The organism is Stenotrophomonas sp. (assembly GCF_035634915.1).
Lineage (GTDB): Bacteria > Pseudomonadota > Gammaproteobacteria > Xanthomonadales > Xanthomonadaceae > Stenotrophomonas.
On sequence record NZ_DASQCB010000009.1, the window covers coordinates 309095 to 330597 of the forward strand.

At 67.7% G+C, this 21503-nt stretch carries 11 protein-coding genes and 1 riboswitch; of the genes, 6 read left to right on the forward strand and 5 right to left on the reverse strand.

Going from position 1 to position 21503, the window contains the following annotated elements; genetic code table 11:
- Window positions 1-38 precede the first annotated feature (38 nt).
- Window positions 39-1466 (reverse strand): DcaP family trimeric outer membrane transporter, encoded by a 1428-nt coding sequence (locus VER16_RS07715; RefSeq protein ID WP_324806877.1) that lies wholly within the window; start codon window positions 1464-1466, stop codon window positions 39-41.
- Between the two features lie 244 nt (window positions 1467-1710).
- Between VER16_RS07715 and acs the strand changes: the two genes are divergently transcribed.
- The 3 genes from acs to mntP all read left to right on the forward strand — a co-directional run bounded on the left by acs (window position 1711) and on the right by mntP (window position 5420).
- Window positions 1711-3654 carry an acetate--CoA ligase gene (gene acs / locus VER16_RS07720; protein ID WP_324806879.1) on the forward strand — a complete coding sequence of 648 codons (1944 nt, stop codon included), beginning with the start codon at window positions 1711-1713 and terminating at the stop codon, window positions 3652-3654.
- Window positions 3655-3775: 121 nt separating this feature from the next.
- Window positions 3776-4441 (forward strand): response regulator transcription factor, encoded by a 666-nt coding sequence (locus VER16_RS07725; RefSeq protein WP_006477308.1) that lies wholly within the window; start codon window positions 3776-3778, stop codon window positions 4439-4441.
- Window positions 4442-4665: 224 nt separating this feature from the next.
- A riboswitch (yybP-ykoY riboswitch) is annotated at window positions 4666-4830 on the forward strand.
- Between the two features lie 14 nt (window positions 4831-4844).
- On the forward strand, window positions 4845-5420 hold the full coding sequence (gene mntP / locus VER16_RS07730; protein ID WP_324806882.1) for a manganese efflux pump MntP: 576 nt from the start codon (window positions 4845-4847) through the stop codon (window positions 5418-5420).
- Window positions 5421-5467: 47 nt separating this feature from the next.
- Here the strand turns inward: mntP and VER16_RS07735 are convergent, their stop codons facing one another.
- Entirely contained in the window at window positions 5468-8914 is a 3447-nt protein-coding gene (locus tag VER16_RS07735; RefSeq protein ID WP_324806884.1) for a PAS domain-containing hybrid sensor histidine kinase/response regulator, read from the reverse strand.
- 135 nt (window positions 8915-9049) lie between these two features.
- Window positions 9050-11197, reverse strand: coding sequence for a S46 family peptidase (locus tag VER16_RS07740; RefSeq protein WP_324806886.1), 2148 nt, complete (start codon window positions 11195-11197; stop codon window positions 9050-9052).
- A 144-nt stretch (window positions 11198-11341) separates the two neighbouring features.
- On the opposite strand from VER16_RS07740, the gene VER16_RS07745 reads away from it, so the two are divergent.
- From VER16_RS07745 to VER16_RS07755, 3 genes are read left to right on the forward strand one after another with little or no spacing between them, the layout of a single operon-like run.
- A complete protein-coding gene (locus VER16_RS07745) occupies window positions 11342-13030 on the forward strand; it encodes a molecular chaperone HscC (protein ID WP_324806888.1) in 1689 nt (562 codons plus the stop codon).
- Window positions 13027-14391, forward strand: coding sequence for a hypothetical protein (locus tag VER16_RS07750; RefSeq protein ID WP_324806890.1), 1365 nt, complete (start codon window positions 13027-13029; stop codon window positions 14389-14391). Before VER16_RS07745 ends, VER16_RS07750 begins: the two co-directional genes overlap by 4 nt.
- Window positions 14388-15710, forward strand: coding sequence for a hypothetical protein (locus VER16_RS07755; protein WP_324806892.1), 1323 nt, complete (start codon window positions 14388-14390; stop codon window positions 15708-15710). The genes VER16_RS07750 and VER16_RS07755 overlap by 4 nt, the downstream gene beginning before the upstream one ends.
- A gap of 135 nt (window positions 15711-15845) precedes the next feature.
- Here VER16_RS07755 and VER16_RS07760 read toward each other — a convergent pair whose 3' ends face one another.
- Both VER16_RS07760 and VER16_RS07765 read right to left on the reverse strand, forming a co-directional pair.
- Entirely contained in the window at window positions 15846-19706 is a 3861-nt protein-coding gene (locus tag VER16_RS07760) for a translocation/assembly module TamB domain-containing protein (protein WP_324806894.1), read from the reverse strand.
- A complete protein-coding gene (locus tag VER16_RS07765; protein ID WP_324806896.1) occupies window positions 19703-21499 on the reverse strand; it encodes an autotransporter assembly complex family protein in 1797 nt (598 codons plus the stop codon). The genes VER16_RS07760 and VER16_RS07765 overlap by 4 nt, the downstream gene beginning before the upstream one ends.
- Between the last annotated feature and the right edge of the window lie 4 nt (window positions 21500-21503).

Below are 21503 nucleotides of genomic sequence, written 5' to 3' on the forward strand. Positions count from 1 at the left end.
CGTGGTCTGGTAGGTGCCGACCCTTGGTCGGCACTCAACTAGAAGCTGTACTTCGTGGTGAACTGCAGGCGGTTGATGTCGCCCTTGCGGCCGTCCTCGATCTCACGCACGCCATACATGTACTCGGCACCGATATCGACCTTGGGCATCGGCGTGTAGAAGATGTTGCCGCGGATGCTCTGCACGCTCTTGGTCACCAGCGGCCCCAGGCTGCCATCGTTGTCGTAGTCGCTGCGGGCGTAGATCAGGTTGGTGCGCAGCTTCGGCGAGAAGGCATGGCGCCAGCCCACATAGCCGGCCAGCACGCCGGTCGGGTTCAGTTCATCGCGGGCGATGTCATAGGCGGTATCCGCAGTGACGCCCAGGCCGATGTAACGGGCAATGCCCTCGCCACCGGTCAGCTGGTAGTGCAGCGAATCGCTGCCACCCATCACCCATTTGCCGCCCAGGGTCAGGCCGCCGGCCACCTTGTCGGCCTTGGCGCCGGTGGCCTGGTTGTCCACTTTCAGCTGGCGGACAATGCCGCCGACGCCGAAGGTGCCCCAGTCGCCCTTCCAGCCGTAACGCATCGTCAGGTCGGGCAGGCTGCCGCGGTCGGAGTTGGCGCTGGCGTTGGTCCACACACCGGTGATCGGGTTGCGGGTACCGGTGAGGGTGGTGGTTTCCGGGTTTTCCAGGGCAACGCTGAAGCCCCCCTGGGTGTAGCGCACCTGGGCCTGGCGCACGAACACCACGCCGTCGGTCGGGCCGACGAAGTCCACCGCCTCAGGCAGCGCGCCGGCATCCATGAAGTTGGACCAGGTCTGGCCGGCCAGCCAGTTGTTCCAGTACATGTAGGCGTGGCGCAGGGTCACGCCGTAGGTGTTGGTGGCGGTCTGGTTGCCCAGCGAATTGCCGAAGAAGTCCATTTCGAAGAACGCACCGGCCTTGTTGCCCGATTCACTCACGTTGTCGATGCCCAGGTTGAAGCGCGAGAACTTGGCGTGGGCGTTGTAGTCCACGTCCGAGCGCTTGCCCGAACCGCCGGCACCGGCGACCGGAGTCTGGCCCGGCAGGTACAGCGCGCGACCGGTGGCGTCGTCGGCCAGCTGGCCATCGCCGGTCTGCGTGGCCAGGAAATCGGCCTTGATGAAGCCGCCGATCTTGACCGTGGTGCCCGGCGCGGCGCCCGGGGTGATGGTGGTGACCTGGATCGGCTGCTTGCCCGCCGGTACCTGTGCTGCCGGCTTCTGCTCGGCCTGCACGGCGCGGACGTCGGTCACCGCCTGCTGGGTCTGGACGATCTGGGTCTGTTGTTGCTGCTGCGACGACAGCAGCGCCTGGACCTGGCGCTCCAGTTCGGCAACGCGTGCTTCCAGCGCTTTCTCTTTGGCGGTCTCTGCGAACGCCATGCCCGGTGCGACCAGGGCGACCAGCAGGCAGGCCGCCAAAGGTTTGCGCACGGCTTTCAACGTACGGTGGCTCATGTTGCCCTCTCTCCCAAGTGGCAAGGTGATGCCGCGCGTGGGGCACGGTCGAGCCGAGACTGCGGGGCGTTCATGTATAGCGGTATTCGCCATTGGTCGAACCCGGGCCTTCAGGGCGCTGACTTTCGACCATGGTCTAAGCGCGGCGGTAACGCGGCCGGGGGTGGATGGGGCAAACTGATGGTGGAGGGTCGTTGCGATGCTGCGACCGCACATACAAAGTCAACGTGCAAGTGAGGGTGCCATGGCTGATATCTACCCCGTCGATCCGCAGTTCGCCGCCAAGGCACGCATCGACAAGACGTCTTACCAGCAGCAGTACCAGGCCTCGGTATCCGACCCGGACGCGTTCTGGGGCGAGGCCGCCGAGCGTCTGGACTGGATGCGCAGGCCGACGAAGATCAAGAACGTCAGCTACGACCTGGCCGATTTCCGCATCAAGTGGTTCGAGGACGGCGAACTCAACGCCAGCGTGAACTGCCTGGACCGCCAGCTGGAGAAGCGTGGCGACAAGACTGCCCTGCTGTTCGAACCGGACAGCCCGGACGCGCCGGCCCAGCACGTGACCTACCGCGAGCTGTACGAGCGCACCTGCCGCCTCGGCAACGCGCTGCGCAGCCTGGGCGTCAGGAAGGGCGATCGGGTCACCATCTACCTGCCGATGATCGTCGACGCCGCCGTGGCGATGCTGGCCTGCGCGCGCATCGGTGCCATCCACTCGGTGGTGTTCGGCGGCTTTGCCCCGAACTCGATCGCCGACCGCGTGAGCGACTGCCAGAGCAAGCTGATCATCACCGCCGACGAAGGCCTGCGCGGTGGTCGCAAGATTCCGCTGAAGGCCAACGTCGATGCTGCGCTGAAGCTGCCCGGCACCAATACGGTGGAAACCGTACTGGTGGTGCGTCACACCGGCGGCGCGGTCGACATGCAGGCGCCGCGCGACCGCTGGTTCCATGACGTGGTGGACAGCCAGCCGTCCACCTGCGAACCCGAGCGCATGAACGCGGAAGACCCGCTGTTCATCCTCTATACCTCCGGTTCCACCGGCAAGCCGAAGGGCGTGCTGCACACCACCGGCGGCTATCTGCTGTACGCGGCCTACACCCATGAAGCGGTGTTCGACCTGCGCGAGGACGACATCTACTGGTGCACCGCCGACGTCGGCTGGGTCACCGGCCACAGCTACATCGTGTACGGCCCGCTGGCCAACGGCGCGACCTCGCTGATGTTCGAAGGCGTACCGAACTACCCGGATACCTCGCGCTTCTGGAACGTGATCGACAAGCACAAGGTGTCGATCTTCTACACCGCCCCCACCGCCATCCGCGCCCTGATGCGCGAGGGCGAGGAGCCGGTGAAGAAGACCTCGCGCGCGTCGCTGCGCCTGCTCGGCAGCGTCGGCGAGCCGATCAACCCGGAAGCCTGGCGCTGGTACTACGAGGTGGTCGGCGACAGCCGCTGCCCGATCGTCGATACCTGGTGGCAGACCGAGACCGGCGGCATCCTCATCTCGCCGCTGGCAGGCGCGATGGATCTCAAGCCAGGTTCGGCCACCCTGCCCTTCTTCGGCGTACAGCCGGCGCTGGTCAATGCCGATGGCGAAGTGCAGGACGGCCCGACCGAGGGCAACCTGATCATCCGTGATTCCTGGCCTGGCCAGATGCGCACGGTGTATGGCGACCACCAGCGCTTCATCGATACGTATTTCCGCACCTACCCGGGCAGCTACTTCACCGGCGACGGTTGCCGCCGCGATGAGGACGGCTACTACTGGATCACCGGCCGCGTGGACGATGTGATCAACGTGTCCGGCCACCGCATCGGCACCGCTGAAGTGGAAAGCGCGCTGGTTTCGCACCCGAAGGTGGCCGAGGCCGCCGTTGTCGGCTTCCCGCACGACGTCAAGGGCCAGGGCATCTACGCCTACGTGACCCTGGTGGCCGATGAGGCCCCCAGCGACGAACTGCACAAGGAACTGGTGGCATGGGTGCGCAAGGAAATCGGCCCCATCGCCACGCCCGACCACCTGCAGTGGGCGCCGGGCCTGCCCAAGACGCGTTCGGGCAAGATCATGCGCCGCATCCTGCGCAAGATCGCCGAGAACGCGCCGGACCAGCTTGGCGACACCTCGACCCTGGCCGATCCGTCGGTCGTGGCGTCGCTGGTGGACGAGCGCAAGGTCCGCTGATGGCATGAAGGCAGGCGCGGGACGCGCCAGGGACGACGCCGGGGGGAGGGACCCGGCGACGTCCGACCCGTCCCGTGCCGGCCGTCACGTCGCTCCTTTTCCTGATCGATAAGCTCGACCCATGACCACCCTCCTGATTGCCGATGACCACCCGTTGTTCCGCGAAGCCCTGCGAGGGGCCGTGCAGCGGGTCATCCCGGGCGTGCAGCTGTTCGAGGCCGACAGCGTGGAAGCGCTGTACGCGCTGGCCGACCAGCACAACGACGCCGACCTGGTCCTGATGGACCTCAACATGCCCGGCGCGCAGGGTTTCAACGCGCTGGTGCACATGCGCTCACTGCACCCGCACCTGCCGGTGGTGGTGGTATCCGCGCGCGAAGAAGCAACCGTGATGCGCCGCGCGCTCGACCATGGCGCGCTCGGCTTCATTCCCAAGTCGGCCGACTCGGACACCATCGGCCACGCGCTGGGCACCATTCTCGATGGCGAAACCTGGGCACCGCCGGAGGCGCACAACGTGCCGCCCACCGGCAGCGAGGAACGCGAAGTCGGCCAGCGCCTGCGCGAACTGACCCCGCAGCAGTTCCGCGTGCTGCAGATGCTCGGCGCCGGCCGCTTGAACAAGCAGATCGCCTACGACCTCAATGTCTCCGAGGCCACGATCAAGGCCCACGTCACCGCCATCCTGCGCAAGCTCGGCGTAACCAACCGCACCCAGGCCGTGCTGATGGCCGGCAAGCTGGCGATCGACGACGACGCCATCGTGCTGCCGCCGGAAGAAGACTGAAGGTAATGTCGGCCGCTGGCCGGCATTCGCCAGACACCGCTTGAAACCGCTCTGGTAGGTGCCAAGCTTGCTTGGCACGCTTCCACCCACGCACCTGCCGGCCAGCGGCCGGCACTACCAGGCGCCGCTGCGCTGGCGATATAGCCATCGCTATACAAACCAGCCCTGCCTGCGCGTTTGCCCGGAAATGCGCCACGCGCGGATCACGGTGCTAAGCTTCGCGTCCCCTTGGGGAGTAGCCGGATTCCTACGCAGGAATCGTCCACGTCAACATACTCGGCCAGTGCGCCGTGGCGTGGACAACCATGATGGTTGGCGAGACCAGCGGCCCGCGCGCGCAACGTCAGGTTGGGCGCGAGCGCGAGCCGTGTGTCCGTCCTTGCCCGACCTTCAGCAGCCGCCAATGTCTCCTGTTTCGATCCTCCTGATCGGCTTTGCCATGTCCACCGATGCCTTCGCTGCCGCGATCGGCAAGGGTGCGGCCATGCGCAAGCCGGTATTCCGCGATGCACTCCGCGCCGGCATCATCTTCGGCGTCATCGAGGCGATCACGCCCATCATCGGCTGGTTGCTCGGCCGCGCCGCCCTGCAGTACGTCGAAGCCTTCGACCACTGGATCGCCTTCGGCCTGCTGGTTGCGCTGGGTGTGCACATGATCATCAACGGCGTGCGCCCGGACAGCGGCGAAGAGGATGAGGATCCCTCGCAGCACCATGGTTTCTGGAAGCTGGCACTGACTGGTTTCGCCACCAGCATCGACGCGATGGCCGTGGGCATCGGCCTGGCCTTCATGGACGTGCATATCGGCGTGATGGCTGCGGTCATCGGCCTGTGCACGCTGACCATGGTGACCGCCGGCATCATGCTTGGCCGTGTGCTGGGCAGCATGGTGGGCAAGCGCGCCGAGATCATCGGCGGCGTGATCCTGGTCATCATCGGTTCGACGATCCTGTACGAACACCTGCACGGCGTGGCGTAACGTGTTGAGGATTGCGGAATTGCGGGGTTGCCGGCCAGCGGCCGGCACTACCTCGCGTCGCGCAGCGCGCCGAGGAAGGCGCGCAGCGAGGCCGGCTTGATCGGCTTGGTCAGCACGCGGTAGCCACGCTCGCGTGCCATGCGCTTCAGTTCATCGCGGCCGTCGGCAGTCAGCAGCGCGCCCGGCAACGGGTAGCCGGCGGCTTCGCGCAGCGCCACCAGCGCGTCCAAGCCATCCATGCGGTCGTGCAGGTGGTAGTCCACCAGCATCACCTGCGGCTGCTCGGCCACCTTCTGCAGCGCCTGGTCCACGGTGGATGCGGTGATCACCTGCACCTGCCAGCGGCCCAGCAGCGCGCGCATGCCGTCGAGGATCTCCTCGTCGTTGTCCACGCACAGCACGCGCAGGCCGGCCAGCGAGTCGCTGCGCACCGGGGGCGCGGCGGCCTGTGCAGGCAGCAGGGGTTCGGAATAGCCCGGCAGCGGCGCCACGCGCGGCAGGATGATCGAGAACATCGACCCGCTGCCGACCCGGCTGCGCGCATTGAGGCGATGGTCGAGCAGGCGCGATATGCGCTGGCAGATCGACAGGCCCAGGCCCAGCCCCTGCTCGCCCCAGTCGAACGGCTGCTGGTAACGATGGAACTCATCGAAGATCTGCCGCATGTGGTGCTCGGGGATGCCCGGGCCGGTGTCCCACACCTGCAGTTCCACTTCATCGCCGCGTTGGCGCACGGCCAGCACGATGCGGCCCTGGCGCGTGTAGCGCAGCGCATTGGCCAGGAAATTCTGCAGTACGCGGCGCAGCAGGCGGCGGTCGCTGCGGACCCAGGTGGTGCGTGCAAACAGGTCCAGGCGCAGGCCACGGCCAGCGGCTACCGGCGTGTACTGCGCGGCCAGTTCGCGCATCAGCGCACTCACGTCGAACTCGCCGATCACCGGGTGCAGGCCGCCGGCATCCAGCCGCGAGACGTCCAGCAGGCCATCCAGCAGTTCCTCGGCCGCACGCAGCGAGGCATCCACGCGCTCGGCCAGGTGCTTCTGCTCATCGCTCACATGGTCGCTGTCACGCAATGCCGAGGCGAACAGGCGCGCGGCATTCAGCGGCTGCAGCACGTCATGGCTGATCGCCGCCAGGAAGCGGGTCTTCGACTGCTGCGCGACTTCGGCTTCGTGCGAGCGTTCGGCCACCCGCTGTTCCAGCGTTTCGTTGGCTTCCAGCAGCGCTTTTTCCGCGTGCTTGTAGTCGGTGATGTCGTTGTAGCTGGTCACGTAGCCGCCGCCGGGCAGTGCCTGGCCGCGCATCTCGATCACCTTGCCGTCGCTGCGGGTGCGCTCGAACACGTGCGGTGAACCGGCGCGCATGTAGCCGATGCGGCGGTTGATCTGCACCTCGATATCGCCCTCGCCCAGTTCACCGCGTTCGGCGTTGTAACGGATCAGATCGGCCACCGGCCGGCCCACGTACAGCATGCCGTCGGGGTAGCCGAACATGTCCTGGTAGCGGCGGTTCCAGGCGGTCAGGCGCATGTCGGGGTCGACCACGCTGACACCTGCGCTGATGTTTTCCAGCGTGGTGGACAGGATCTCGCGGTTGAAGCGCAGCTCCTGCCCCGCTTCATCCAGCACCGCCACTACTTCGCCCAGATCCATGCCCGAGCCGCGCAGCAGGCTGGTCAACAGCAGGCGCGCAGAGGCGGCACCGATCGAGGCCGCCAGCAGGCGCTCGGTGAACTGGACCCAGGGGCGGTCGGCCGGTGCCGACGATTGCAGTTCGCGGTCCAGCGACTGCGCCTGTTCGTAGAACGAACGCCGTGCATGGCGCTCGCCGACCACGCGCGAGGCCAGCGCCAGCAGATCGCCCACGTGCACATGGCCCGGCCAGCCGCCGGCCACCGACGGCCGCTCGGCATAGGGGTCGAGGAAGGGCGCGGCGCGCAGGCGCTCGTCCACGCCGGGGCGCCAGCGCGCGGACACCAGCATCATCGTGGCCGCGTTCACCAGCAGCGACCAGAACGTTCCGTGGGTGAGCGGGTCCCAGCCGGTCATGCCGAACAGCTGCTGCGGTCGCAGCCACTCCACGCCGAACGGTCCATGCTGCACCCAGGTCGCGTCCACCCAGCCAGCCATGGTCATTGCGGGCAGCAGCAGGGTGTACATCCAGGTGGCAAAGCCCAGCACCATGCCGGCCTCGACGCCACGGCGGCTGGCGCCACGCCAGTACAGCCCGCCGATCAGGCCCGGCGCGAACTGCGCCACGGCCGCGAAGGCCATCAGGCCATAGGAGGCCAGGGTGCTGTCGTTGCTGCTGCTGCGGTAGTAGCTGTAGGCCATCAGCGCCAGCAGCAGGATCGCCATGCGGCGGATCCACAGCACGCGCGAAGCCATGTCGGCCGCCTCCTGGTGGTCACCACTGCGGCGCAGCAGCACCGGCATCACCAGGTCGTTGCTGACCATCGTGGCCAGCGCGATGGAAGCCACGATGACCATGCCGGTCGCCGCCGAGAAGCCACCCACATAGGCCACCAGGGCCAGCGCGTTGCGGCCCTCAGCCAGCGGCAGGGCCAGCACCATCGCATCGTCGGCAACACTGCCACCGGTGCCGAACAGGGTGACGCCGGCGGTGGCGATCGGCAGCACCATCGCCGAGATCAGCACGAGGTAGCCGCCGAACATCCAGCGTGCGCGGCGCACGTCGCGTACGTCGCCACACTCGACCACCGCCACGTGGAACTGCCGCGGCAGGCAGATGATGGCCAGGAAACTGAGCAGCGTCTGCGAGATGAAACCCACCGGCGGCAGGCCGGTGAACAGGGTATGCACCGACTGCACCACCGCATCGGTACGGTTGCTCAACCACAAATAGGCGAACACGCCCACCGCCAGCATCGCCAGCAGCTTGATGACCGATTCGAACGCGATGGCCAGCATCATGCCGTGGTGGTGCTCGGTGGCATCGACCTGGCGGGTGCCGAACAGGGTGGCGAACAGGGCCATCAGCAGCGCCACATACAGCGCCGGGTCGGTGAAGAAGCCGGTGGGGCCGGTGTTGCCGGTCAGCACCTGCAGGCTCATCGCCACTGCTTTGTACTGCAGGGCCAGGTACGGAACGATGCCGATCAGGGCGATGATCGCCACCAGCGCGGCCAGTCGCCGCGACCGGCCGAAGCGCGAGGAGATGAAATCGGCAATGGACACCACGTTCTGGCTGCGCGCCACCAGCGCCAGCCGCTCGATGATGCGCCAGCCGAACAGCAGCATCAGCAGCGGGCCGATGTAGATCGGCAGGAAGCCGATGCCATGGCGCACTGCCGTGCCGACCGCGCCGTAGAAGGTCCACGACGAGCAGTACACAGCCAGGGCAAGACTGTAGACGACCGGCCGCAGCCAGGGCCGGTCGGGGTACATCGGCCGACGGTCGCCCCACCACGCCACGCCGAACAGCAGCGCGGCATAGGCAACCGAGACCAGCAGCAGGATCCAGCTGGAGACCACGCGCGCGTTTCCGTCAGAGGAACCCGCAGTGTAGGCCAGGCGTGGCCAGGTGTACGGGCTCGTTGGGGGCAACCACCCCCACCAAGGTGGGGGCCTACGCGGTGCGGGCCGCGACCGTTGGTCGTGGCCGGCTTCTTACTGGGCCGGCACGCCCATTTCCTTCAGCAGCTCCGGCGCCGGGTAGACCTTGGCCAGCAGCCAGCGCAGGTAGCGCATGTCCACGTGCACGGCACGCTTGAAGCGCGGGTCGAACCACCAGCTGGCGCTGACCGATTCCCAGTTACTGTCGAAGTTCAGGCCGATCAGTTCACCCTTGGCATTGAGTACCGGCGAGCCGGAGTTGCCGCCGGTGGTGTCCAGGTTGGTCAGGAAGTTGACCGTCTGGGTCTTCAGCGCCGGGTCGGCGGTGCTGCCGAAATCACCCTTGGCGATGGCCGCCAGCAGCGGCTTGGGCGCATCGAACGGATAGGCGTTGGTGTTCTTCTCGACGATGCCGGCCACGGTGGTCACCGGTGCGTAGGTCACGCCGTCACGCGGGTGCAGCGCTTCCACCTTGCCGTAGCTGATGCGCAGGGTGCGGTTGGCATCGGGGTACACCGCGCGACCCTGCTTGGCACGCCAGGCGAACAGCGCCTGCATGTAGGCCGGGCGCAGGCGCAGCTGCTCGCCTTCGCGGGTCTTGCTCTCGTTCTCGATGCGCAGCTGCGCGGCCACCAGCGGGCCGGCCACGGCGATCAGCGGATCGGCCGCCAGGGCCTTGCCTTCGCGGGCGGCGGCAAAGCGGGACAGGCGCTGTGCCTCGTCACCCAGCTGGGTGCCGGCGTACAGGCCGTCCAGGGCCTTGGCCAGCTGCGCGGGGGTACGGCCGAAGGCGGTATCGAACTCGGCCACGCGCTGCGCGTCCGGCAGCTGCTGGTAGCGGGTCAGCAGGCTCGTCAGCAGGGCCTTCTCCACTTCCGGCGCATAACGGCGCTGTACCTGCTTGAGCACGCCCTCGATCATCGCCTGGTCGCGCTGCTGGTAGCCGGTTTCGCGCTGCGCGTCCGGCTTGGTCGATTCGATGCGCAGGCGTTCCAGCAGCAGCGCCGAGCGCAGCAACTGGGTCTGCAGGGCCATCTGGTCCAGCAGCAGGTCGCGCTCGCCCACCGCCGCACCCTGCGACAGGTTGGCCAGCAGCGCCTTGATGTCGGCCTGGTACTTGCGGTCGGTGGCCGCCAGCATGGCGCCTTCGTCGGCCGCACGCTGGGCCTTGGCATCGCTGCGCAGCAGGCCTTCCAGCTCACCGGCGGCGCGCTTGCGGTTGTTCTTCAGCGACTGCAGCTGCGAGGCGTAGCGGGTACGTGCCTGCGCATCGTTGGCGCTGGCCGCCTCGATGGTGTCGATCATCTGCTGGAACACCGAGACACGGCGCGGCAGCACGGTGTCGATCTGGCCGGCGAATTCGGCGGCGGTGCGGTGGCGGTAGGTGATGCCCGGGTAACCGGCCAGCATCGCGTAGTCGCCTTCCTTCGGGCCTTCCACCGACATCTGCAGGTGCGCCGGTGCCTGGTAGGGCACGTTGTCCTTGCTGTAGGCGGCCGGCTTGCCGTCCTTGCCCACGTAGGCACGCAGCAGGGTGAAATCGCCGGTGTGGCGCGGCCACATGAAGTTGTCGATCTCATCACCGTAGTTGCCGATCGCGCGCGGCGGCGCGTAGACCAGGCGCACGTCGCTCAGTTCCAGCTGGGCAATGCGGTAGAAATCGGTGCCGTAGTACATGTTGGCCACCGAGCAGCGCACGCTGCCGTCCTTCTCGCACTCGGCCACGATCTGCTTGCTGGCCGCATCGACGGCGTCGAAGTAGGCGCGGCCGGTCTTGCCGCGGGCCTGGGCCAGCACCTGGTCGGTCACCTTGTCGAAGCCGACAGTGACCAGCACGCGGAAGTCGGGATTGGCCGGGCGCTCATCGGCACGGCCCTGGGCAATGAAGCCGCCGTTGATGAGGTCGTGCTCGGGCGAGCTGTTGTACTGGATCACGCCCATCGCCACATGGTGGTTGGTCAGCAGCAGGCCGTCGGCGGAAACGAACGAAGCGGTGCCACCGCCGGCACGCACCACGGCACTCAGTGGCGGCGCGGTGACGTTGGCCAGCTCGGCCGGGTCGCCCTTGAAACCGGCCGCCTTCAGCGGCTTGGCCAGCTCCGGCAGCTGGGTCGGCATCCACATGCCTTCATCGGCATGGGCGCCTGCGGCGAGGGTCAGGCCCAGGGCCAGGGCGGCAGGAAGGGTTTTGCGGGCAGGCATCGGCGTTTCCGGCAGTACAGAACAGCCCGGGACCATAGCCGCTGGGGGCCGGTGGGGCAACGGCCGATGGTTGGGGTGGCGCGTTCATCAGCCACCTTGTCGGCCTACAATCAATGTTCCATCACATGCAGTCAGGGAAGCAGCATGATCGTCGGTATCGACCTGGGCACCACCCATTCGCTGGTGGGCATCTACGAGGCGGGCGGCGGGCGGCTGTTCCCCAACGCACACGGCGAGCTGCTGACGCCTTCGGTGGTCAGCCTGGCCGATGGCGCGGTGCTGGTCGGGCAGCCGGCGCGCGACCGCCTGGTCAGCCATCCTGCGCATACGGTGGCGAACTTCAAACGCTGGATGGGCACCGACCGGCAGACCCGCCTGGGAAACCGCAGCTTTCGCCCCGAGGAGCTGTCGGCGCTGGTGCTGCGTTCGCTGCTGGCCGACGCCGAGGCCGCCCTGGGGCAGAAGGTGGAAGAGGCGGTGATCAGCGTACCGGCGTACTTCTCCGATGCGCAGCGCAAGGCCACGCGCACGGCCGGCGAACTGGCCGGTGTCCGTGTCGAGCGCCTGATCAACGAACCCACCGCCGCCGCGCTGGCCTATGGCCTGCAGCAGCGCGAGGGCGAAGGCCGGGTGCTGGTGCTGGACCTGGGCGGCGGTACCTTCGATGTGTCGATCCTGGAACTGTTCGACGGCGTGGTCGAAGTGCATGCCAGCGCCGGTGACAACTTCCTGGGCGGCGAGGATTTCTCGCGCGTGCTGCTCGATGCCCTGCTGGCCGACCAGCGCCTGGACCTGGCCACGCTGGCAGACAGTGAAAAGGCGCAGCTGCTGCGTCACCTGGAACGCTTCAAGCGCGAGCTGAGCCATAGCGGCAGCAGCACGCTGGAACTGACCCTGGGCGAACGCCAGCTGCGCTGGGAACTGGACGAGGCCGGATTCGCCCGCCTGTGCGATCCGCTGCTGCAGCGCATGCGCGGGCCGATCGAGCGGGCCATCCGCGATGCCCGGCTGCAGCCGGACGCACTGGACGACATCGTGCTGGTGGGCGGTGCGGTGCGCATGCCGATGGTCAGCCGCCTGGTCACCCGCATGTTCGGCCGGCTGCCACTGCGCCACGTCCACCCGGACCATGCCATCGCTCTGGGTGCCACCGTCGCCGCCGGGCTGAAGGGACGCAACGAGGCCCTGCGCGAAGTGGTGCTGACCGATGTCTGCCCCTACACGCTGGGCACCCAGGTATCGCGCCGCACCGCCGACGGGCAATCGCGCGGCGGCTATTTCCACCCGATCATCCAGCGCAACAGCGTGGTGCCGGTCAGCCGCGAGGATCAGTTCTTCCCGATCCATGAGAGCCAGCGCGAAGTCGTGATCGACATCTACCAGGGCGAAAGCCCGACCGTGGACCGCAACATCAAGCTGGGCGAGCTGCGCGTGCCGTTGACCCATCGTGCGCCGATGGAACAGCGCGGAATCACCACCCGCTTCACCTACGACATCAACGGCCTGCTGCAGGTGGAGGTCACCGAAGATGCCACGGGCCTGCGCCACGAGCTGATCCTGGAACAGAACCCGGGCCTGCTGTCGGCCGAGGAGATCCAGCAGCGCCTGGCCGCCCTGCAGGACCTGAAGATCCACCCGCGCGACAGCCAGCAGAACCTGGCCGTGGTGGCCCGCGCCGAACGCCTGTACGAGGAGTTCATCCACCACCGCGACACGCTGCAGGGCTGGCTGATGCAGTTCAGCCACGCCCTGGACGGCCAGGACCCGCACCACATCGAACAGCAGCGCCGCGAACTGTCGCAGGCACTGGACATGCTGGAGCGCGACGCATGAGTTGGGGCCTGGAGGTGCTGGAGCTGGACCAGGACGCCGACGAACGTGCGATCAAGCGCGCCTACGCGCAGCGCCTGCGGGTCACCCGCCCCGACGATGACCCGGTCGCGTTCCAGCAGCTGCATGAGGCCTACCAGGCCGCACTGGCATGGGCGAGGGATCGCGATCCACAGGACGCAGCATGGTCCGGCAGCGAACCGGACGCGCCGCTGCAATCCTCAGCGTCGGCGGTCGAACCCGTGCAATCTACTGCTGGCATGGACGTGGAAGCCGTCGCTGACCGCATCCTGGCCGAAGCGATTCAGCAGCAGCCGGAAACGCTGCAGGCGTGGCTGGCACAACAACCGGAACTGTGGGCGCTGCAGTGGAAAGCGCGGATCGGCGATGCCCTGCTGGAAGCGTTGTTCTGCAGCGCTGAGCCGGTGCAGGCTGACAACCTTGATCTGCTGGCCGAAGTGTTCGGCTGGGACGAGATCGGCAGCAGCGTGGACCCCTATGCGCTGGATGCACTGCGCCTGCAGATGCACCGACGATGGATCGTGCAGCCAGGCAACCACCATCGTCTGGCCGACCTGCTGCAGCGCCATGACCTGCCCGACCCGCCGGCAACGGCCCGCGCGCACATGGATTGGCTGTCGCGTCCATGGAATCACTGGCAGGCACTGCTGACCTCCGTGTCACCCCAGCGCGGACGCGACCTCAACCAGACCCTGGACGCACTGGGCATCGATGATGCCGATCAGGTTCCAGCACCGCTGCAGGCCCGCCAGGTCGCGTTCTGGCGCGAGATCGGCGCAATGCACCGCTTGAACCGCGAACGGCTCCTGCAGGGCCTGCTGCGCGGCGTCGCGTGCGCGGTCATCGCCGCGCTGCTGGTACTGGCGGTGGGCGTGCTGGGCCGATTGGCCACGGATAGCAGCGTTGCAGGCATCCATCCGATCGCCACCTACGCACGGGTAGCGTTGTACGCCGGGCTGGGGCTGGCGCTGCTGGGCACGGTCGCCCCCGTCGTGCAGACCTTCCTGCACTGGCAGGTGCAGGACGAGCAACTGTCCCGATCACCGCGGGTGGCGCTGCTGCCGGTGCCGCTGCTGGTGGCCGTGGCGGCGATGATGATGCATGGGTGGAACCTGCGTTCGGCGGGCACCCTGCTGGCGTGGCCGGTGCTGGGCCTGGCGGTCTGGCGCTGGTGGCGACGCAGCCAGCTGGAAATCCACTTCAACGGGTGGATGCTGCTGGCCATGCTGCCCTTCGTGAAGCTGCTGATGTTGGGCATGCTGCATGCCGAACTGGCGCTGGTGGCCGCCTTGGTGTTCTGGGGCTGGGACGTCTGGCGCAACGTGCTGGGTCGGCGCGGATGAGTGACTGGATGCAGCGGCTCGGGCTGGATGCCGATGCCGACGAACGCGCCATCAAGCGCGCCTATGCAAAGCAGCTGCGGCTCACGCGGCCCGAAGATGACCCGGTGGCATTCCAGCAGCTGCACGCCGCCTACCAGGCCGCGTTGGCGCAGCTGGGCGGGAATGCAGCGCCGGCAGCGGAAGGTGTCGCGCCGCAGGCATCGACGGACGACGTGGACCACGATGCCGTCGCCGCACAGCTGCTGGCAGTGGCCGGCCGCGGCGATGCGGCCCTGCTGCAGCAGGCCCTGCAGCAGCAACCGGAACTGTGGTCACTGCGCGGCAAGCATCACATCGGCCACGCCCTGCTGCAGCGGCTGGTGACGCACGAACCAGCCCTGCCACGCACCACCTTCAACGCACTCGCCGAATGCTTCGGCTGGGATGACCCCGTGCAAGGGGTGGACCTGCATTGGCTGGATGCCGTGGCGCGCCGCTGCGAGCAGCACTGGCTGCTGTCACCGGCCGGTGCGCCGGCACTGGCGAGGCGGTACTCGGACATCAGCGAGACGCTGCTGGTGCCCGGCAGCGATGTACTTCCCAGCCTGCGCGAGCCGCGCCCGGCCTGGCGCAACCTGCTGAGCACGCTGCAGCCGTCGCGCGCGCAGCAGGCGATCAGCCTGCTGGCGGCGCTCGGCTACTGGCACGACCTGCGCCTGCCACCGGGTCTGGATGCAGGCCAGGTGGCGTTCTGGTCGCGCTTCGGCCGCGAGGGCGATGCCATCCATTGGCAGGCCGGTGGCCTGCGTGCGCTGGTGATCAGCGTGGTCCTCGGCCTGCTCTGCACCTGGGGCGTGGTCGCCAGCTGGCCGCTGCCGGCCTCGGCCGATGGCGCGCTGGACGGCGGCCAGCGCGCGGCGCTGATCATCGCCACTGCCGTGCTGCTGGCCCCTGGCCTGTGGCTGACAACGCGATCGATGCGTGCGCTCATTCGCTGGCAATCACTGCCGGAGCACGCTCCCTCCTTCCTGCCGGGGTTGCGTATCCTGACCGTTCCACTGGCGGTTGCTGCGGTGATGGGTGCCTTCCATCTCACGCTGTTGAATACCACCGGGGATCCATTCACCGCGCTGCTCGTGCTGCCCATGGCCAGCGCGGGGGTGCTGAGCATGGCTGGCCAGCGCTTCGTGCAGCGCTGTGCGCCAGCCGGGCAGAAGGCCTGGGGTGCGCGCATGATGATCGCCATCGTGCTGATCGTGCCTGCACTGGTGGTGGCCCTGGTCTACTGGGCAAAGGACCTGCATGCCCATCGCGGGCAGCTGCGCTGGTTCAACCGCTAAGGGGCCGGCCCCCTTTTCAGCAGAAGGGCTCCACCCCCGGTCTGGTGGCCCCGGCGCAGCCACGCATGGCGTGGCTCTACTTCCCGCTGGGGGTCAGATTCCTTTGCACCGCAAAGGGCTCTGACCCCGACCGGGTCACTTCTCGCGACGCCAGTTCAGCGAGCCACGGTTTTCCACCGTGCTCGATTCCACTTCCACATCGAAGCCGCGGCGCAGCAGGTACTTCAGGGTCAGCACCGAACCGGCGCCCACCATCGATACGCCATAGCCGACATACAGCTTGGGCGAGATGTATTTGCCAAAACCAATCACCGAACCGCCCAGCGCGCGCGACTGGCTCACGCCGGCATCGTCCAGGCCCAGCTTGGCGCCCAGCTGCGAGGCCAGCAGCCCGCTGCCGGCCGACAGCGCCGCCGAGGCCGCGGTGACCTGCTGGGTCTGGTCGGTGCTGGCATTGGTCAGGCTGCGGCCCAGCACCAGGTAGGCCAGTGCTTCGGACTGCGACATCGCCGGATCGGACCACACATCCGCGCGCGGCTGCTGCGCGCGGCCGGTCACGTCGATGCCGGCGGTGACATCACCGATGCGGCGCTCGGCGCGGATGTTGATGCGCGGATCGGAGACCGCGTTGTAGTTCCAATTGAGGTTGCCGCGGGTGATGGTCAGATCCTGGCCATAGGCCTTGTAGCGGCCGCTCACTTCAAGCCCGCCGTTGGCGGTCATCTCGCGGCCGGGCTTGGCCCAGACCTGCATCTTGCCGGTCAGCCCGCCCTTCAGGCCGAAACCGGTCATCTTCACCTTGTCGCCCAGGCTCACGGTCAGGTCCATGTCCAGCGGCGAAGTGCGCGACTCTTCCGGGTCGGCCGGGTCCAGCACCACCACGTCCTCGGACACCGAGGTGCCACGGTCCAGGCGTTCCAGGTCGATGTCGGCCTCGGGCACGTTGACGGTGCCGCGCAGCTCCATCGCCGCCTTGGCCAGGGTGAAGTCGAGATTGGGATTGGCGACGATGCGCAGTTCGCTGGTGTTGGATACCAGCACGTTCTCGCCGTGGATCTTCAGCTGCAGCGGCTGCGCATCGCCGAACCAGGACAGGCCACCGTCGACATACAGCGTGCCCTGCCCCGAATTGGCCTGCGCGGTGATCTTGGCCGAACCATCGGGCTGGGCGACGAAGCTACCCTTGCCCTGGTCGAAGGTCAGGCCCAGTGCCGGGAACTCGCCCTTGAAGTTGCTCAGCGTTGCATCGCCGCCCAGCGAAGGCTGGCCGCGCGTGCCGCGCAGGCTCACGTGGCCCTCGATCAGGCCGGTGGGGCGCACGATATCCGGCGAGAACAGCTCCAGCCAGTACAGCCGCGACATGTTGAGATAGAGCTCGCCGTTCAACGGCGCACTGGCTTCCCAGCCGGTCTGCATCTTCGCATCGACGAAGCCGTTGCCCTGGAAGCCCATGCCCAGGTAGCCCTTGATGCTGGCCGGGGTCATGTCCAGCTTCAGCGAGAACTGGTCGTAGCGCACCAGCTCTCCGCGGGTGCTGTCGCTGCCGGCGTTGCGGACCTCGCCCAGGCGCACGCCGCCTTCCTTCGAACGCACTTCCACGTGGCCTTCCCAGGCATTGGCGCGCGGGCGGATCTGCGCATCCAGGCTGACATCCCCGCGCAGGTAGATGCGACGGCCGGACTGCGGCGGCAGCCACGGCTGCACCAGTGACAGCGGCAGCGCATCGCTGCGCACCACCACGCCCTCGCGCGGCCAGTTGGCCTGCGCACACAGCGCGCCGTTGCCGGTGGTGGTCAGGCAGGCCTCGGACAAGGTGTACGTGCCGCCATTGATGGCGAACGCCGCCGGTGCACGCAGCGACCACGCATCGCCCTTCATCGGCGCGATGCGCAGCGCGGACAGTTCACCGCGCCACTGCGTGCCCTGCTGGCGCACGCTGCCCTGCAGGTCGATCGCGCCCATCTCGTTGTGGGTCTGTGCGGCCAGGCGCAGGTTGGAAGCGCTGCCCTGCGCGTCCACGTTCAGGCGCTCCAGCAGCATGCCGGCGTTGACCTGCTGGCCCTGCACCGCCAGCGTACCGCTGTCGCCACGCCACGGCAGATGGCCCTTGATGCTCAGGCTTTCAGCACCGTAGCCATCCCAGTTGAGGTTGTTGCCGACCAGGTCGGCGCTGATGTCCGGCGCATCGCGCGGGCCCTTCACCTGCACCTGGCCGCGCAGGCCGCCATCGGCGCCGGGCAGCAGATCGCTCAGCTGCAGCGGCTCGAAGCGCGCATCGATGTCCAGGCGATCGCCCACCTTGCCCGACGCGGTCACCCGGCTGCTGCCCACGGTCAGCTTCAGCTCGCCCTGGCCCTGTTCGCCCTGCAGGGCGAACTTGCCCTGGGCATCGACGTTGCGCTGGCGCAGCGTGCCCTTCAGCGAGGGCAGGTCCAGCGTCGCCTGCAGCGTACCGGCGGCGCCGGCCGGCGCATTGGCCGGTGGCGGCAGCTGCTGGCCCTTGGAAGCGACGTTGCCGGACAGGCGACCGTTCCAGCCCGGTGCGAAATAGCCCGGGTCGAAGTCCTTCAGCGTGGCCTTGGCATCCCAGTCCAGCTGCGGCGACCAGGCCACCTGGCCTTCCACCTGCAGCTGGCCACCCGGGGTCTGCGCCTGCAGCTGATGGATCTGCGCCGCCTTGTCATTGCCGCGTACATCGAAGCGCAGCTGTGCCTTCTGTTCCTCGCGCTGCACGTCGGCACGGCCAATTGCCGCCCACGCCTGCAGCGTGCCGGCCAGGCCGAAGCGCGCTTCCTTCAGGGTCACCGGTACCGGTGCGCTGCCAGCGGTGTTCGGGTCGGGCGCCGGCACCCAGGTCAGGTTCTGCGCGACGACCGAGAAATTCAGGGTCTGCCGGTCTTCCTGGCTGAAATCAGCGGTGCCCTGCAGGCGTGCTTCGCCGCCCAGGCCCTTCACCACCAGCGGCGAGACCTTCAGCACCTGGTCCTGCAGCGAAACCACCGACGGTGCCAGTTCCAGTTCCTGCTCGCCCTGCTTCACCCGGCCATGCAGGTTGGCGGTGCCGCCCTTGCCCGCAGCGGTGAAATCCAGCGCCAGCGGCGCGATGCCCGAGGCAGCCAGCGCTGGCGACAGCAGCGCCAGGTCCAGCTCATCGCTGCGGACCGTGGCATTCCAGGTCGGGTCGGTGCGGCCGTCGAACACCAGCATCGCCTTCAGCGGCTGCGGTGCGCGGCCAGCCACGCCCACCTCCATGTGCGCCAGGTTGCCGCGTGCGACCAGGCCGAGGCTGGCAGCGGTGCGCCCGCGCGGTGCCGGCAGCACGGCGGTCACGGTCACGTCGGTGTCGTAGTCCTTGGCCGGGATGTAGCGGCCCTGGGCGGTGAAGTTGCCCATGTCGCTGTCCACGACCAGCGTCCGCGCCTGGAATTCGCCGTTGGCGATTTCGATGCCGCCGCGCACGCGGGCGATGTCGATCACCGGCTCATTGGCCTGGCTGATGCGGAACCCATCGATGGCAATGGCATCGGCCTGGATGGCCAGTGGCATCTCGATCTGCGGCAGCGAGTCGGGCCACGACGGCAGCGTGAAAGGCTCGTCGCTCTTGGCCAGATTGAGCGTGGCATTGGTCAGTTCCAGCCTGTCCAGCAGCAGCTTGCGGCCCAGCAGCGGGCGCAGGTCCGGCTCCAGGTGTGCGCGCTCGGCGTGGAAATGGATGTCGTCGTAGCGGAAATCGACGTTGTACAGGGTCAGCGGCCCGGCGACCGGGCCATCCACCTTGTCCCAGGTGAAACTGGCACCCACCGGCAGCCGCGCCACCACCTGCGCCAGCAGCACATCGCGGCCGGCCACGGTCTGCAGCAGCCAGTACACCGCCAGCAGGGCCAGCAGCACCAGGCCCAGCACGCCCACGCCCGACCACGCCCAGAAGCGGCGGCGGCGGTAGAAACGCACGCGTGGCGGCGGCGGGGTGCGGGTGTCCGGGGTCTGCGCGCTCACAGGTCCGCTCCGATGTTCAGGTACAGCTGGAACTGCGAATCCGGGTTGTTCAGGCCGTGCGCGATATCCACGCGCACCGGGCCCACCGGCGATTTCCAGCGCACGCCGAAGCCCACGCCGGTGTGCAGGTCGATGGTGTTGTCGAACGCGCTGCCGGTGTCCACGAACACCGCCGCGCCCCACGGGCCGCCATTGAAGTAATGCTCGTACTCGGCCGAACCGACCACCAGGTTCTTCGCACCCAGCGCGTACTTGTCCGGGGCCGGTGTGCGCGGGCCCACTTCACGGAAGGCATAGCCGCGGATGCTGCGGTCACCACCGGCGAAGTAGCGCAGGCTCGGCGGCATCGCCACCAGGTCACTGGTCCACGTGGTGCCACCTTCACCGCGCAGGATAAGGCGGTCGCTCTGTCCCACCGGGATGTACCAGCGCAGCACGGCATTGGCCTGCACGAAGCTGGTATCCGAACCGGCGCCCTCGATGCCGCCGCGCAGGGTGGCGGTGCCGCTGACGCCGCTGCGCGGGAACAGCGGATCGTCGACGTTGACGTAGTCGGCCACCAGCTGCGGGTAGACCAGGGTCGAGGTGTTGTAGACCGCGTTGGTGAACTCGGTGCCCGAGGCATAGCGCCAGCGCTCGCGCAGCGCGTTCATCGAGGCGATGGCGGTCCAGTGCTCGTTGATCTGCCCGCTGCGGCTGGCGATCAGCTTGAAGTTGCGCAGGTCGATGTAATCGGTCTGTTCGTCGTAGGCACTGGCGGTGAAGCCGTACCAGCCGTCCAGCCACTTGAACGCCGGCACGCGGTAGGTGCTGGTCAGGCTCTTGCGCTTCTGCGCATAGTCCAGCTGGGTGTTCATCTTGTGGCCGCGGCTGTTCACGTAGCGCCGCTCGATACCGCCGCGCACACCCGCGCCGCTCTCGCTGCCGTAGCTCAGGCCCGAGGTGTAGATGGTGCGCTTGGCCCGGGTCAGCTTCACGTCCACCGGCACTTCGCCGTTCTCGTCGGCCTGGTCCGGCCGCGGCTGGATGTCGATCACACTGAAGTAGTCGAGCTTGGTCAGCGATTCGCGCAGGCGGTCCAGCTTGCCTTCGTGGAAATAGCTGCCCTGTTCCCAGTACACCAGCGGGTCGAACAGCTTGTCGACGAAGTAATCCTGCTCGAAGGTCACCGGGCCCATGTTGTAGCGGCGGCCGCTGTCCCAGGTCAGGTCGATGTCGGCCGCGTTTTCCGCGCGGGTGATCTGCACCTGGCGCTGGGTGTAGTCAGCATCGAAGTAACCACGCTCGGCCAGGCGTCGGGTGATGGTGATCTTGCTGGCTTCGTACTGCGTGTGCTCGAAGCGCTGGCCCTTGCGCGGCTTGAACGCAGCGATATCGTCCTGCAGGTACTGGTCGTACATTGCCGGGCCGGTGATGTCGATGTGCTCGCGGCGCACCCGCACCGGTTCGCCCTTCTCCACCCGGATATGCACCTGCACGCGCTCGTCCTGGCGGGGCGCTTCCACGGTGATCACCGGATTGTAGTAACCGAACGGCTCCAGCGCCTCGCGGGTCTGCCGCTCGGCCTGCGACAGCAGGTATTCCAGCCGCGACTCGCCCTGTTCCTTGCCGATGGTGTCGTACAGCGACAGCGATTCCTGGATGTTCTCGATGATCGCGGCGTCGTCGCCCTTGTCCAGTCCCTTGATGTCCACCTTGTCGATGGTGCCGCGCGCATGGACCACGGAGGTGGTGGCCAGGGTCAGGACCATCAGCGGGAGGGCGTATTTCTTTGGCTGCATGCGGCACAGCATACCG

Bases quoted from the DNA above. Each gene is read 5' to 3' on its own strand.
- acs (WP_324806879.1), top strand. From the start codon at position 1,711: ATGGCTGATATCTACCCCGTCGATCCGCAGTTCGCCGCCAAGGCACGC.
- VER16_RS07765 (WP_324806896.1), bottom strand. From the start codon at position 21,499: ATGCTGTGCCGCATGCAGCCAAAGAAATACGCCCTCCCGCTGATGGTC.
- VER16_RS07725 (WP_006477308.1), top strand. From the start codon at position 3,776: ATGACCACCCTCCTGATTGCCGATGACCACCCGTTGTTCCGCGAAGCC.
- VER16_RS07715 (WP_324806877.1), bottom strand. From the start codon at position 1,466: ATGAGCCACCGTACGTTGAAAGCCGTGCGCAAACCTTTGGCGGCCTGC.
- VER16_RS07745 (WP_324806888.1), top strand. From the start codon at position 11,342: ATGATCGTCGGTATCGACCTGGGCACCACCCATTCGCTGGTGGGCATC.
- VER16_RS07750 (WP_324806890.1), top strand. From the start codon at position 13,027: ATGAGTTGGGGCCTGGAGGTGCTGGAGCTGGACCAGGACGCCGACGAA.
- mntP (WP_324806882.1), top strand. From the start codon at position 4,845: ATGTCTCCTGTTTCGATCCTCCTGATCGGCTTTGCCATGTCCACCGAT.
- VER16_RS07740 (WP_324806886.1), bottom strand. From the start codon at position 11,197: ATGCCTGCCCGCAAAACCCTTCCTGCCGCCCTGGCCCTGGGCCTGACC.
- VER16_RS07755 (WP_324806892.1), top strand. From the start codon at position 14,388: ATGAGTGACTGGATGCAGCGGCTCGGGCTGGATGCCGATGCCGACGAA.